Genomic DNA, 14,446 nt, shown 5'->3' with positions numbered 1-14,446 from the left:
GGTTACAAGAATATTACATACCATCATTTGGGACAATGATTGAATATTCTTTATTTTTGTCTACATATTCTGTAGTCAATATCGTATGCGACAATTATTTTACACGCTACTGGCGGTCATTGCTTCAGCGCTGCCAGCTGTCGCCCAGCCGGCAAGCACACCCATCGTAAACACCGAGTATACGCGCGCCAATGGGCAAAAGGTATTGTTGGGCCATTGTTCGCCATCGATGATGCAAGGCGGTATCTACCGGGAATGGTATGATCGCAGCTATGATGGCTACACCATCGATTCGGGATTGGCCAAGCAATTTGCCCCCCTCCTCGATGGCAAGGTGATAGAAGTATTTGCCGGAAGCTGGTGTGGCGATACCCGCCGGGAAATCCCCCGGCTGATGAAGCTGTTAAACTCCAGCAATTTTGACACGACCCAGCTAAAGCTTATTTTCGTTGACAATAGCAGAGATCTTTATAAGCAAAGTCCGCAGCATGAAGAGGCCGGCAAGGCTATCCATCGCATCCCGACCATTATCGTCTACGAAGACGGAAAGGAGCTTAACCGGATTGTGGAAACCCCCGTCAACTCCTTAGAACAGGACTTGCTTGACATCCTTTCGGGGAAACCCTACGTATCCAATTATTACGCAATAACATACTGGCAGCAGCAGGATGACGTCAACGAGAAACTGTCCGCAGAACGGCTGGCCGAGCTCGCGACAGCTATCAAGCACGTTTCTAAAAATGCCGGAGAACTTAACAGTTACAGCTATGCGCTTGCCGCACAGGGGCAACTTACTGAAGCCGCCAATGTACTGGAGTTAAATACGCTGTTGTATCCAGCTGATCCGGTGAGTTACTTAAGTTTAAGTAAGCTTTATCGCCAAGCTGGCGAGGTAAAGCTTGCACAGAAAAACTTGCAGAAAGTGCTCGCCCTCCAACCGGATAACAGCGAAGCCGCCGAGCTGCTGGAGCAGCTATAGCCCCTACTCACCGAACAGTTCGGCGTAGGTTTTTTCCAATGCAAACATCTCGTCGCGCAGCTTGGCAGCTTGTAGAAAGTCCATTTCCTTGGCGGCCTTTTCCATATCTTTGCGCACCTTGTCAATGGCCTGCTTCATCTGCGGCTTGCTCATGTACTGCACCAACGGATCAGCCGCAATGCTACTGGTTGGCTCGGGCTCGACATAGATCTTGGCTTCACCGCCCTTAAAATCAGCAACCGATGTCTGTTCTAAAATAGCTTCGCGCGACTTGCCTACGGTACGCGGCGTAATACCGTGCTCCTCGTTATAGTGTATTTGTTTCGCTCTACGGCGGTTCGTCTCCTCGATGGTCACCCGCATGCTGTCGGTAATGCTATCGGCATACATGATTACCCGTCCCTTGTCATTACGGGCAGCGCGGCCAATCGTTTGGATAAGCGACCGCTCTGACCTCAGGAAACCCTCTTTGTCGGCGTCCAAGATCGCCACCAGCGTAACCTCCGGCAGGTCCAGCCCCTCGCGAAGCAGGTTAATCCCCACTAATACATCAAACTCGCCCAAGCGCAGGCCACGCAGGATCTCCACTCGATCCAAGGTCTTGATTTCGGAGTGGATATACCGCACTCTGATGCCCAGCTTGGCCATGTACTTGGTCAATTCTTCAGCCATGCGCTTCGTCAATGTAGTGACCAAAATTCGTCCGCCTTCCTTCGTCACACGATCAACCTCATCCAACAAGTCGTCTACCTGGTTAATGACCGGCCGGATTTCAATCACCGGATCGAGCAAACCTGTGGGCCGGATGACCTGTTCCACGACGACACCTCCCGTCTGCTGCAGCTCATAATCACCGGGCGTAGCGCTCACATAAATGGTCTGCGTCACCAACGATTCAAACTCCGGAAAATTCAAGGGCCGGTTATCCAAAGCCGCCGGTAGGCGAAAACCGTATTCGACCAAGGAAAGCTTACGTGACCGGTCTCCGCCGTACATCGCTCGGATTTGGGGGATGGTCACGTGGCTCTCGTCGATGACCATCAGGTAGTCATCGGGAAAGTAATCCAGCAGACAGAACGGACGCATTCCCGGTTGCCTGCCATCGAAAAACCGCGAATAATTCTCGATGCCGCTACAATATCCCAACTCACGCATCATTTCCAAATCATAATTCACACGTTCTTCCAGGCGCTTGGCTTCCAAAGGTTTGCCATCCAACAATAGCTGTTCTTTACGTAGCTCCAGCTCTTCTCCTATCGCCCAGAGGGAGTTGACAAACTTTTCACGTGGCGTCACAAACAGGTTAGCCGGATACAAGGCCATGGTTTCCGTCCTTTCCAACGTTTTGCCCGAGATGGGATCGATGACACTGAGCTCATCGATTTCATCACCAAAAAAGGAGATGCGATAAGCCTCGTCCATGTAGGCAGGAAACACATCGACCGTATCTCCTTTGACACGGAATGTCCCGCGTTTAAAATCGGTCGTTGTCCGGGCATACAGGATCTCCACGAGCCGATGCAGGAACGCGTTTCGGCTGATGGTGGTACCTACACCAAAACGGAATACCGAGCGGGAAAAGTCTTCCGGATTGCCCATACCATAAATACACGATACGGATGAAACAACGATGACATCGCGCCTGCCGGACATTAGCGCCGAAGTCGTGCGCAAGCGCAGCTTCTCAATTTCATCATTAATGGCCAAGTCCTTTTCAATGTATGTATTAGAGGACGCGATGTAAGCTTCCGGCTGGTAGTAGTCGTAATAAGACACGAAATAGTTAACCGCATTTTCCGGAAAAAACTGCTTAAACTCCCCGTAAAGCTGGGCGGCCAACGTTTTATTGTGGCTTAATATCAATGTGGGGCGTTGCGTTTGCTGGATAACATTGGCAATGGTGAACGTCTTGCCAGAGCCGGTCACCCCCAGTAAGGTCTGGTACATTTCGCCGGCATTGACACCTTCAACCAACTGACGGATAGCCTCAGGTTGGTCGCCCGTAGGCGTATATTCAGAGGTAAGCTTGAATTTCATCTGACAACAACAATTAAAACCAAGGAAGACCTGGATTGTTTAAGACCAAGATAACAAAGATAACAAAAAGCACCGGAGAATTCGTTATATTTGAAACATGGTCCATGTCTTAACGCAACAAAACAGCATCGTCAATCATATTCTTGCAGAACTACGTGACATTGCCGTACAACAGGACCGCATGCGCTTTCGACGCAACCTCGAGCGCCTGGGCGAGATCTTTGCCTATGAAATCAGTAAAACACTGGCCTACGAGCCTGTCGAAATTGAAACACCACTGGGCATTGCCGAGACCGCACTCTTGCCCGAACAGCCGGTACTTGCCGCTATTCTTCGCGCTGGAATACCGATGCACCAAGGCATGCTCCATGTATTTGATCAGGCCGATTGCGCATTTATCGGCGCCTACCGTAAGACTAAGAAGAGCGGTGCTTTCGAAATCCGCAAAGAATACGTAAGCAGTGTCAATCTGGATAACCGCATCCTGATTTTAATTGACCCGATGCTGGCTACAGGGCGGACGGCAGTGCTCACCTGCAAAGAGCTGCTGGATGACTACACCGTCAAATCGCTCATCATCGTATCCGCCATTGCCAGTGAAGAGGGGATTGCACATGTCAAGGCATATCTTCCGCAGGCCCAGCTGTGGGTGGGCGATATCGATAGCGAACTTACCAGCAAAGCCTATATTGTACCCGGCTTGGGTGATGCGGGCGATCTGGCGTATGGGGTTAAAGATAGCAACTAATTTGCTAACAACGAGGGCGTACGGTTGGCGAAGCGATACCCTAAGCCCAACATCAGGTAGTTCGGCTCACGGAAATCCTTCAGGTTATGACCAATGTGGAGAAACAAGCTCCTCGTTGCCCTCACCTTTAACGCTATCGCTTGGTACGTGCCCCGCAAATCTCCACCCTTATGGAAAACATTGGCGCCTAAGCCCAAACTGATAGTGAAAATGGGCATGACATACTCACCCCTGATTGAAGTCCCCAATGCCATCTGCCGATCCCTGTCGGGGGTAAAAAACACCTGGTCGGTACCGGCGATGTAATCCGCTGTGTAAACATTCGCGCTGCCATCATAAATCGCGTCCAGTGAAACGCCGGCCCGGAACCGGTACCCAAAGTTATACATCGGTGCAAAATATGCCCCTATCACGGCGTACTTGTAGGGCGACGCCACCTGTGTTCCCAAAAAATCCACGCCCGTTCGCTTCCAGGAGCCGAAAACGACCAGATCGTAACTCACATGCTTTGGAAATCCGGCCCGCTCCCTGTCGTAGATTTGGTCCGCATCATCCGGTTCCGGCGGCGAGAAATCATACAGCACCCCCATCTTCACCCCCAAGGTATTCAGGCCGGCATTGGGGAACTCGGTATTGCCATTCGAAAAGTGGGTGGCATCGATGCCGCCCATAACTGCCCAGCGGCGTAAGGGCTTCCACCTGATGTGCAGACCCGCATTGAGGTATGCGTTTACCTCCGAACCCACGATGATGTTATTCGGATTAGTCATAGGATGATAAGGCTGCCATCCGGCGGATAACCCAAAATTCCATTCGTAGTCCAATGAAACACGGGAATTTATCCGCATGATTCTTGACCGCTGAAACATGTAGGCGGCCACGGGACTGCCTAATTCCAACCGGTTGCCAAAATCAAAGTATGCGACACCTATACCTTGATACGTCCCGGAAAATACACGACTACCCAATGAGCCCCTGGGGAAACCAAAGGAATAGTTCATATGAGCAGACCATGAACGTTTGATGGGTAACTGGCGCTGGTTTGCCCCGTCGAAGAAAGACACGGACGGCATCACCAATGCGGGCCTGAAGGTGACTGCCACCTGATGGTCAAACCGCCCCAGGCCGGTGACTACCAAGGAGTCCTGATGGCTGGCTTGGCCAAAGGCGAGTAATGGACAAAGCAAGGATAGTGCTGCTAACCCGAGGTTCAGAAAATTTGACATAAATGTTTATGAAGACATCAAAAAACCGAAGCAAGTATAACAATTTCAAGTGGAAAAGAAGTTTTCAGCCGATGGCCAAGCATTTCAATTTGTCGCTATGCGATTTCCGTCCGGATTGGTCTTTATGCCTGCTGCCCGCAAGCTGAGGTCTGCTGCGCGTCGCCCGCGTATCGGCTCGCGCTACCGCTATCGGCGCTTTTGTGTTGAAAACCTGCTTATTGTTAATAAAAACATAATACTAAGTTATTGGTATTAAGGGCTTTTTATCGGTAACTTTATATCGTATTCAACAACGTTCTTTTCCGTATCCCTCAATCCCATCTAATATGACTTGGAAAAAATTCAGCGGCGAGCCCATCCGCCAGCCCATTCTCGATGAAGTATCTACCACCATTGCTCGTGAATACCTGTTGGGCAATAAGCTTAAGGTATGTATCGGCACAGACTCACAAGTAAAGGGTGCCATCACCGAGTTCGCCACCGTTATCGTATTTGTACGCGAAAAAAAAGGTGGCTTTATGTACATCCATCAAGATCGCACAACTCAAAAAATGAGCATTAAGGAGCGCATGTTGGCTGAGGTACAGCGCTCCATCGAAACCGCATACGCGCTGTGCGATTTGCTTGACCGTTATGATGTGGATCTGGAGGTACATGCGGACATCAACACCAACCCCATGTTCAAATCTAACCAGGCCCTGCATGATGCTATGGGATATATCCTCAGCATGGGGTTTGTATTCAAGGCCAAGCCTGAAGCTTTTGCCAGCTCGGCCTGCGCGAATAAGGTGGTGCAATAGCCACTAATACACCACCACTTCATCCGCAAGCAGCAACGCATTCCGTACGTTGGTTGCCACAATACGCAGGTAACGCGCGGTTTGCGCGGTATCGAATTTCAATTCGAAAGTTCTTACCTGCCTGAATTTTTCTTGAGGAGACGCGCCATTCACTAAGGTGCCTGCTTCCCGGAAATTCTTGCCATTGTCCGAAAGCAGCACTTTCACTTCCCCGGGCTGATAGGCGTTTATTGCAGGATCTTGCAGGAAGCTTATCGCTACGTTATTCATTGATTCACGCCGCTCGAAATCTACCGTCACGTCAATATGATTTGTAAAACCCTGCCATTGGCCGTCATCAGCATGTTTTCCGCCCTTCTGTCCGTTTAGGAGCGTGCTTTCTGCCTGAGCGGGATAGGCGTCATCCCACGACGTCTGATAAGTAATACTTTTTCCAATGGCCTTGTGAATATCTGCTTTGGCCGCAGCGACAGGCCCTACGCGGCCAGAATCAACAAAATAAGCTGCCTTGACTACCGCAGGTACGGCCAGCTCGATGGGCTTCGTGTAAACCGGTGATTCGGCATCCGGCTCTTTACCGTCTGTCGTATAGCGAATACCCAGCTCACGTTGCTCCGTGGCCATGGATATGGTATTGGTCAATGTATCGGCATTGAAGTCTACGGCGATATCCACCTCATAGGAGGGCCTGTAATAGTTGACATGCAACCGTTGCAGTAACGGGTAGTGGTGCTGCAAGCGCCGTTGAAAATCGTTCCAATCGCGATCAGCCGATGCAGACCACACCACCTCCGCCAACGCCAGCGCACGCGGGAAAACCATGTATTCCACATGGTCAGCGGTAGGCATGTATTCAGTGCGGATATTACCTTGTGCACCGAGCACATGTTTTCGCTTATCTGCCGCTATGTCGTCGGATACAGGCTCATATCCGTAGACTTTCTGCACTGGTGTGTAGCCGCCGGCAGCTTCAGGCTGGGTCGATGGATTGCCTTGATAATGATCAAAATACAGGTGTGAATCGGGCGTCATAATGACATCATGGCCAGCATTTGCCGCTCGGATACCACCAACAGTACCTCGCCAACCCATAATCGTGGCATCAGCAGGAAGCCCTTTCCCCAGAATTTCATCCGGCCCTATCAGTTTCCTATCGTACGACTGCAAAAAGGTATTCAACCGTTTTACCACATCACGTTGCAACTCGTTGACATCTTTCAGGCCCTTTTTCTCCATCAACGCCTGGCATTTAGGGCATGCTTCCCAAGCGTTGCCGTTGGCCTCATCGCCGCCGATATGGATGTAGGTAGAAGGGAAGATATCCACGACTTCTTCCAGCACATGCCTCAGGAAGGTAAATGTCTCCTCGTTGCCGATACAAAATTCACCGTGTTGATAGGGCCTTCCCGTGCACGATAGCTGCGGATATACAGCCAACACTTCGTCAGCATGCCCCAGCACATCGATTTCAGGAACGATGGTGATTCCTTTTCGCTTAGCATAAGCGACCAAGTCCCTTGCCTCATCTTGGGTATAATAACCACCGCTGGCATTGGGGTGGCCTGCAGGCAGGTAACGACGCCCCTTTTGCCACCAATCTTTCCAACGGGTATGCGTACGCCAGGCAGCTTTCTGCGTAAGCTCAGGATACCGCTTGATTTCCAAGCGCCAACCCGGTCCGCCCGCAAGATGCCAATGGAAGCTGTTGAACTTGTAAAGTGCCATGATATCGATGAATTTCTTGAGGAAAGACACGGGATAAAAATGTCCCGAGACATCAAGATGAAGTCCACGATAGCCAAACCGGGGCTTGTCCTCAATGAGCATGGCGGGCAATACACCCCCGTTTGGCAATGTATACGCCAGCTGCATCAACGTCAATATCCCATAACGCATCGCAGCTGGTTGATGCGCCGTAATGGTGATCCCGCTTGTATCGATGAGAAGCCGGTATGCATCTGGCGCCAACTTGTCAATATCACGAGCCTCAACAAGGCGTACGCCGGCCTCCGGGATACGCCTATGCGACTTTATACGCTCAACGGGTGCAAAGGCAGCAAAAGGATGATCGTCCAGCAAAGCAGCAACCTCGAGAAATGGTTCAAAGGCGTAACATGGCGTATTGGCCGGAAACACGAATTCCCCTTCGTGAATTTCCAATGTTTGGGGTTTGGGAATGATGGAAACCTGATGTTGGGCACGGGCAGACATTACCGCAATCAACGGTATAACCCAAAAACCCAATATCAACCGAGGTGCATATTGAGTCATGCGATCTGTTTGTTTAATGTATCTGTTACAAACTTATCGAAAATACCGAACTTATGCAATTATCTTTACCTTTGCCGAAGAATATACTAACCGACATTACCTAATGACCAATGTGCATATAAAGCGAGCTGTGTTTGTGGGCCTTTTCTTTGTTGTAGTCCAATGCAGCATTGCGCAACATCGGGTAGCCATTCCGCAAATTATCAATTACAATAACAATCAGTATAAAGGTGGTTTGCAAAACTGGGATATCGCACAAGACAGCCACGGCATCATGTACTTTGGCAATAACGAAGGTTTGCTGACGTTCAACGGCCGTTACTGGAACATTTACCCACTGCCCAATGCCACCGTGGTCAGGTCCGTGGCTGTAGATTCGAACAATAGGATTTATGTAGGCGGGCAAGATGAGATAGGCTATTTCCAACCCGACAGTACAGGTACGCTGCAATATTGCTCTTTGGTCGATCTTATCCCCCAACCGGAGCGCCGGTTTGCTGATGTATGGAATATCGTCGTCATGGGTTCTGATGTCTTTTTCCGGGCCAATACAAAGATCTTGCATTACAAAGACGGCCGCATTGCCGTAGATAAGCCGGCTACCGAATGGCAATTCCTGGGACAGGTGCAAGGCAAACTGTATGCACAAGCGCTGAGACAGGGCATCATGCATTTTGAAGGCGGTTTCTGGAAACCGTTGACCAACCACCCGGATCTAAACGGGAATGTCATAACCGCTATCATGCCGCACAGCGGAGACACCCTATTGGTCACAACCTTGAAACGGGGCCTCTTTTACTTAATAGGCGATACGCTTATCGTGAAGAAGACGCCATTTGATGAACTGTTTTCGACTGACCGGATTTATTGCGGACTACCTGTAAACGACGATTGGTTTGTATTTGGCACCACATCAGCTGGGGTACTGATCGTCGACAGGCATGATCGGCTGGTACAGCAATACGTATACGGCGAAGGCTTGCAGATGAATAATGTACGGGATGTCTTTATCGACCGCAATCGGAACTTATGGCTGGCACTTGATGATGGCATTGATTTCATTGGCATCAACAGCGCAGTAAAATACATCCACCCCAATAGAACAAACCCAGTCAGTAGTTATACCACCCGATTGTTCAACCAACACCTCTACATCGGCACGTCGAACGGATTGTATGTGACGCCGATTGATGCCAACCAACGGGATATCAGTCTCTCCGATGCCGATTTTTCAGAGGTAAATCATACCGAAGGCCAAGTGTGGAGCCTCAATGAAATCAATGGCCGGCTGCTTATGGGGCATGAAGACGGCGCGTTTGAAATTGTCAATCAATCGATCCGGAAAATTTATACCGTCCCCGGAACCTGGCTTTATCAGCCGTTGTCAAGAGTGTTTCCGTCCAAGCACCTCATTGCTGGAACTTACCTCGGCTTACACCACATGATGTTCAACGGCGAGGCGTTCCTTGATGCCGGCCGTGTGGATGGCCCCTACGAGTCACTGCGTTTCATCTACTATGATGAGCATGCCCACGTGGTTTGGGCCTCTCACCCCTATCGAGGTATCTTCAAGTTCAACCTATCGGAAGACTGCTCCAGGATAACGCTACAGAAAACATACACGAGCAATGACGGGCTTCCTTCGTCACTCTATAACTACCTGTTTCTTATAAAAAACAACATCACCGTTGCAACCAGCGACGGGATCTATGAGTATGATACCCAAACCGATCGCTTTGCACCTTCGCCACTATTTTATCCACGATTCAAAGGCATGGAAATCCAGTACCTGAAAGAGGATGGAGATGGCAATGTGTGGTTTATCAGCCATAAAAAACTAGGAGTAGCTGATTTTTCCAATCCCAGCGACAGCATCCCGTTTGATATTACATACTTCCCTGAATTGAACGGGCAGATCCTGGGCGGATTTGAAAACATCTATATCTTGAACGAAGAGAACATCTTTATCGGTGCCAATCGGGGTGCCATACACCTCAATTACCAACGCTACAAAGAAAACACCAGCAAACCTGACATCCTTTTAAACCGCGTCAAATTAATCAACAGCGGCGAGCAAGCGCAGGTGTTATACGGTGGACACCGGGCTCCCCACACACCTACCCCCACGCTCCACTACCGATCTAATTCGCTACACTTTTCATTCGCGACAACCCTGTATGACCAGCAAGAAAACGTCGAATTTAGCTATCTGCTGGAAGGTTTTGACAGGGCATGGTCTACCTGGAGCAACCGTAGCGAAAAAGAATATACCAACCTCCCTCCGGGGCAATATGTTTTTAAGGTAAAATCCAGGAATAGCAATGGAAACGAATCGGATACCGATACCTACTCCTTTGTTATCGCCCCGCCATGGTACAGCAATCCGGTAAGCCATACGATCTATTGCGTTTTGGTCGGGCTGGCCATCTTCTTGCTTTTTAAATGGCAAAAAAAGAAGCTGCAACGCAAACACGATCATGAGTTATACTTAAGTCAATTAGAGCTTGACAGGAGCGAAAAAGAAGTCGTGCGCCTTCAAAATGAAAAACTGGAAGCAGAAATCGCATTTAAGAACAAGGAATTGGCCAATATGACGATGCACCTTATCCAACGCGGCGAAGTGCTCTCGAAGATTAAGGAAACGATATTGGCAGTGGTCAAGAAACATGACTTTCCGGACAGCACCATCAATTTCAGGCAGCTTATCCGGCTTATCCGCACGGCTGAGCGCACCGAGGAGGATTGGGAACAATTCAGTGTTCATTTCAACCACGTCAATCAAGGGTTCTTTGCTCGCCTTAAGCAGCTGTATCCCGATCTAACACCTAACGAACTAAAGCTTTGCGCTTTCCTTCGCATGAATCTCTCGTCAAAAGAAATTGCCCAACTGATGAACATTACCATCAAAGCCGTAGAGGTAAGCCGGTACCGGCTGCGTAAAAAAATTAAACTGGATCCCGAGCAAAACCTTTATGAGTTTCTACTACAGATCCGGGATGATAAGCGATAGGCGCCATTTTACTGACCCTGCGCCAAATAAAAAACAATCAACTGAAAAACAGAATATTATACACGGATTGTAGTGGCATTGTAGTGTATTTTTTTGCCGAAATGCCCACCCCTTTGATTTTTGTAGGGGTATTGTAGAACGAGCGGATAGGTCTTGTTAAAATCTACATGATAGCTTTGCCTTTGCTTTTTCGCGCCAAGTGTGTAAAAAAAAGCAAAACCAATTTTTAACCATATTAATAAGTTCAGTCATTATGAAAAAAAGAGTTTTACATGCATTCATCGTGCTCTGTGTTTGCTTGTCGCCGTTGGTGCTTGCCGCACAAACCCTGCAAGTGACGGGCAAGGTTACAGCAGCGGCAGACGGGAGGCCCCTTTCGGGTGTGACGGTAGCTGTTCAGGGCTCAACGATGGCAACCAGCACCGATGACGATGGCAACTACGTCATCTCTCTTGAAGCCGGATCGACATTAGTTTTCCGGCAATTGGGCATGGTCACACGACACATTGAAGTAACGCAAAGCGGCACCATCAATGTGACACTGGAAGACGAGTCAAGCACCTTAGACGAGGTCGTCGTTGTCGGATATGGCACACAGAAAAAGAGTGTTGTCACAGGTGCTATCAGCAGCGTAAAAGCCAGTGACTTGGAAACCATGCCCATTACGCGAATCGAACAATCGCTCCAGGGACGGACCTCCGGCCTTACCATTGCCGCAAGCTCCGGACAGCCTGGATCAGCCTCCACCATCCGGGTACGGGGTATCACCACATTTGGAAACAATAATCCGCTTTGGGTCGTGGATGGCGTGGTCGTGGATGCAGGTGGTATCGGCTACCTCAATCAATCAGATATCGAATCCATTGAAGTGTTAAAGGACGCATCGTCACAAGCCATATACGGTGCGCGTGCGGCAGCGGGAGTTATTCTGGTCACCACCAAAAAGGGCCAGGCAGGTGGCATCAGAATTAATTACAATGGTTTTTATGGGGTTTCCGCTCCAGCAAAAAAGCTGAGCCTGCTAAATGCCACGGAATACGCGACGCTACGTAACGAGGCCTCGTTAGCTGCGGGAAACAGTATGCCTTTTCCCGACCCTGCCGCCTACGGCGTTGGAACTGATTGGCAGAAGCAAATCTTCAATGATAATGCCCAGCGGCACAATCATGAATTCAGCATAAGTGGAGGTAATGAACGTTCTACATTCTATGCCTCGTTTGGATACCTGGGCCAGGACGGCATCGTTGCCACCGATATTTCCAAATACCGACGGACAAACATCCGTCTCAATTCTGAACATAAAATTACAAGTTGGCTGAAAATTGGACAAAATCTCGGGTACGCCCACGATAAGTCAATCGGATTGGGTAACACAAACAGCGAATTTGGCGGACCGTTGAGTTCCGCCATCAATTTGGATCCCATCACGAAGGCGGTAATTACCGACCCAACAGAGGCGTCAGCTTCCAAGTATGCGAATAATCCTGTAGTGCGCGATGCCTTTGGCAATCCCTACGGAATTTCGGATATCGTCGCCCAAGAGATGACCAATCCCTTAGCCTATATACAGACCCGTTTGGGCAACAACGGCTGGTCGGACAATATCGTAGGCAACGTGTACACGGAAATATCCCCTATCGAAGGACTCACATTCCGCTCCACATTCGGCACGAAATTGTCCTACTGGGGCTCGGAAAGCTTCACACCGATCTTTTACCTCAACCCCACGACCATCAGCTCACAGACCTCCTTCAATAGGGGAATGAACCGCGGGTTTGACTGGAATCTCGAAAATACGATATCGTATACACATGGCTTCAATGACCACAACTTTACCTTTCTTATAGGACAAGGCGCATATAAAGATAGCCAGGCGCGCGGACTTAGTGTAACATACTTCAATGTGCCCGCCGATAATTTTGATGATGCCTCGCTCAACTACAACGTCCCTACCGATCAGCGGAATTCATCAGGTTCGGAGGGATCAGGTCATACGGTATCTTCTCTTTTTGCCCGGGTAAATTACAACTACAAAGAGCGATACATCGCGGAAGCATTGGTACGCCGCGATGGTTCTTCCCGATTTGGCGCCAATAATCGCTATGGGGTTTTTCCGTCTTTTTCCCTGGGCTGGAATGTATCCAATGAAGAATTCCTTACGGGCAACACCATCATCAACTCCCTGAAAATACGGGGCGGCTATGGCGTGGTCGGCAATGATAACATCGGCGATTTTGCTTTTCTATCTACCATCGGGAGCGGCAGAAACTATACCATAGGTACATCCGGAAGCTATTTTGTGGGCTATAGCCCCAATGCACCATCAAATCCCGACCTGCGATGGGAAGAGACCAGCCAAACAAACATTGGCTTCGATGCCATAGTGCTGCAAAACTTCAACATAACCTTCGATTGGTACCGTAAAGTCACCTCAGGCATTTTACAGAACCCGCGCATTCCCGGCTACGTCGGTGCAATTTCCAATCCGGCTGCAAACATCGCAGACATGCGCAATGCTGGCGTAGAACTGGAATTGGGATACCGTAACCAAGTTGGCCAATTGAGCTTTTCGGTAGATGGCAATGTGTCTTACCTCAAGAATGAAGTAACGAACTTGGGAACCGGCATAAGCTATCTTTCAGGCGGTCAAAGCTTCCAGTCATCCAGTTATCCCATCACGCGTACCGCTTTAGGCCAAGCGTTTAATTCCTTCTTTGGCTTTCAAACCCTCGGTATCTTCCAGACACAAGAAGAAATCAACAACTATGTCAACAGCGAAGGCGGTTTAATTCAACCCAACGCAAGCCCCGGCGATTTCAAATGGGCCGACGTCAACGGCGATGGCTCAATTACCGAAGACGATCGCACATTCATCGGCGACCCAACACCGAATTGGACTTATGGTCTTACGATCAGCATGGCATGGCGTGGTTTTGATGCTGTTATCTTTGGACAAGGTGTGGCAGGCAATAAAATTTTCCAGGGGCTGCGCCGTTTGGATATGTCTACCGCAAACTACCAGCGCAAAGCGTTGGGCAGATGGACTGGACCGGGTTCCAGCAATACCTTCCCGCGTTTGAACGATGCTGACCCGAATGACAACTTCACCAACCCGTCCGACTTTTACCTGGAAGATGGCGCTTATTTTAGGTTGAAGACGCTCCAGCTGGGCTATTCATTGCCACCTCAGGTATCCCGAAAAATTGGACTGCAGAAAACGCGGGTTTACATCATGAGCGAAAACCTTTTTACGCTGACCAGGTATACGGGCTATGACCCCGAAATAGGCGGCGGCGTGATGAGTATCGACCGGGGGATTTATCCTCAAGCACGGTCATTCATGATTGGATTAAATGTGGGCTTTTAAACTACGAA

General features: G+C 49.4%; 9 protein-coding genes. 6 read left to right on the top strand and 3 right to left on the bottom strand.

Annotation, left to right across the window (positions count from 1 at the left end; all coding sequences use genetic code 11):
* Positions 1–85 precede the first annotated feature (85 nt).
* Positions 86–979, top strand: coding sequence for a thioredoxin family protein (locus tag B5X72_RS00395; RefSeq protein WP_079714829.1), 894 nt, complete (start codon positions 86–88; stop codon positions 977–979).
* A 3-nt stretch (positions 980–982) separates the two neighbouring features.
* On the opposite strand, the gene uvrB is transcribed toward B5X72_RS00395, so the two are convergent.
* Positions 983–3,016 carry an excinuclease ABC subunit UvrB gene (gene uvrB / locus B5X72_RS00390; RefSeq protein WP_079714828.1) on the bottom strand — a complete coding sequence of 678 codons (2,034 nt, stop codon included), beginning with the start codon at positions 3,014–3,016 and terminating at the stop codon, positions 983–985.
* 97 nt (positions 3,017–3,113) lie between these two features.
* On the opposite strand from uvrB, the gene upp reads away from it, so the two are divergent.
* A complete protein-coding gene (gene upp / locus B5X72_RS00385; RefSeq protein ID WP_079714827.1) occupies positions 3,114–3,764 on the top strand; it encodes a uracil phosphoribosyltransferase in 651 nt (216 codons plus the stop codon).
* On the opposite strand, the gene B5X72_RS00380 is transcribed toward upp, so the two are convergent.
* Positions 3,761–4,990, bottom strand: coding sequence for an acyloxyacyl hydrolase (locus B5X72_RS00380; RefSeq protein ID WP_079714826.1), 1,230 nt, complete (start codon positions 4,988–4,990; stop codon positions 3,761–3,763). The two genes, upp and B5X72_RS00380, sit on opposite strands and share 4 nt — an antisense overlap.
* 49 nt (positions 4,991–5,039) lie before the next feature.
* On the opposite strand from B5X72_RS00380, the gene B5X72_RS20475 reads away from it, so the two are divergent.
* Positions 5,040–5,246, top strand: a complete 207-nt coding sequence (locus tag B5X72_RS20475) for a hypothetical protein (RefSeq protein ID WP_139378466.1) — start codon at positions 5,040–5,042, stop codon at positions 5,244–5,246.
* Between the two features lie 70 nt (positions 5,247–5,316).
* Positions 5,317–5,790 carry a ribonuclease H-like YkuK family protein gene (locus B5X72_RS00375; protein WP_079714825.1) on the top strand — a complete coding sequence of 158 codons (474 nt, stop codon included), beginning with the start codon at positions 5,317–5,319 and terminating at the stop codon, positions 5,788–5,790.
* Between the two features lie 3 nt (positions 5,791–5,793).
* Here the strand turns inward: B5X72_RS00375 and B5X72_RS00370 are convergent, their stop codons facing one another.
* The gene (locus tag B5X72_RS00370; RefSeq protein WP_079714824.1) at positions 5,794–8,061 is read right to left on the bottom strand and encodes a glycoside hydrolase family 20 protein; all 2,268 of its coding nucleotides are present in this window, start codon (positions 8,059–8,061) and stop codon (positions 5,794–5,796) included.
* A 103-nt stretch (positions 8,062–8,164) separates the two neighbouring features.
* Here B5X72_RS00370 and B5X72_RS00365 point away from each other — a divergent pair, with 103 nt between their 5' ends.
* A complete protein-coding gene (locus B5X72_RS00365; protein WP_079714823.1) occupies positions 8,165–11,071 on the top strand; it encodes a triple tyrosine motif-containing protein in 2,907 nt (968 codons plus the stop codon).
* Between the two features lie 253 nt (positions 11,072–11,324).
* Complete coding sequence (locus tag B5X72_RS00360; protein WP_079714822.1) at positions 11,325–14,438, top strand: SusC/RagA family TonB-linked outer membrane protein; 3,114 nt, start codon at positions 11,325–11,327, stop codon at positions 14,436–14,438.
* The last annotated feature ends 8 nt before the right edge of the window (positions 14,439–14,446 follow it).

It is taken from the genome of Parapedobacter luteus, assembly GCF_900168055.1.
Taxonomy (GTDB): Bacteria; Bacteroidota; Bacteroidia; order Sphingobacteriales; family Sphingobacteriaceae; genus Parapedobacter; species Parapedobacter luteus.
The sequence above is the reverse complement of the archived record's forward strand: the minus strand, read 5'-3'. Positions and strand labels throughout refer to the sequence as shown.

Coding starts and splice junctions, on each gene's coding strand:
- B5X72_RS00380 (WP_079714826.1), bottom strand. CDS start 4,990: ATGTCAAATTTTCTGAACCTCGGGTTAGCAGCACTATCCTTGCTTTGT.
- B5X72_RS00370 (WP_079714824.1), bottom strand. CDS start 8,061: ATGACTCAATATGCACCTCGGTTGATATTGGGTTTTTGGGTTATACCG.
- B5X72_RS00360 (WP_079714822.1), top strand. CDS start 11,325: ATGAAAAAAAGAGTTTTACATGCATTCATCGTGCTCTGTGTTTGCTTG.
- B5X72_RS00395 (WP_079714829.1), top strand. CDS start 86: ATGCGACAATTATTTTACACGCTACTGGCGGTCATTGCTTCAGCGCTG.
- B5X72_RS00365 (WP_079714823.1), top strand. CDS start 8,165: ATGACCAATGTGCATATAAAGCGAGCTGTGTTTGTGGGCCTTTTCTTT.
- B5X72_RS00375 (WP_079714825.1), top strand. CDS start 5,317: ATGACTTGGAAAAAATTCAGCGGCGAGCCCATCCGCCAGCCCATTCTC.
- uvrB (WP_079714828.1), bottom strand. CDS start 3,016: ATGAAATTCAAGCTTACCTCTGAATATACGCCTACGGGCGACCAACCT.
- upp (WP_079714827.1), top strand. CDS start 3,114: ATGGTCCATGTCTTAACGCAACAAAACAGCATCGTCAATCATATTCTT.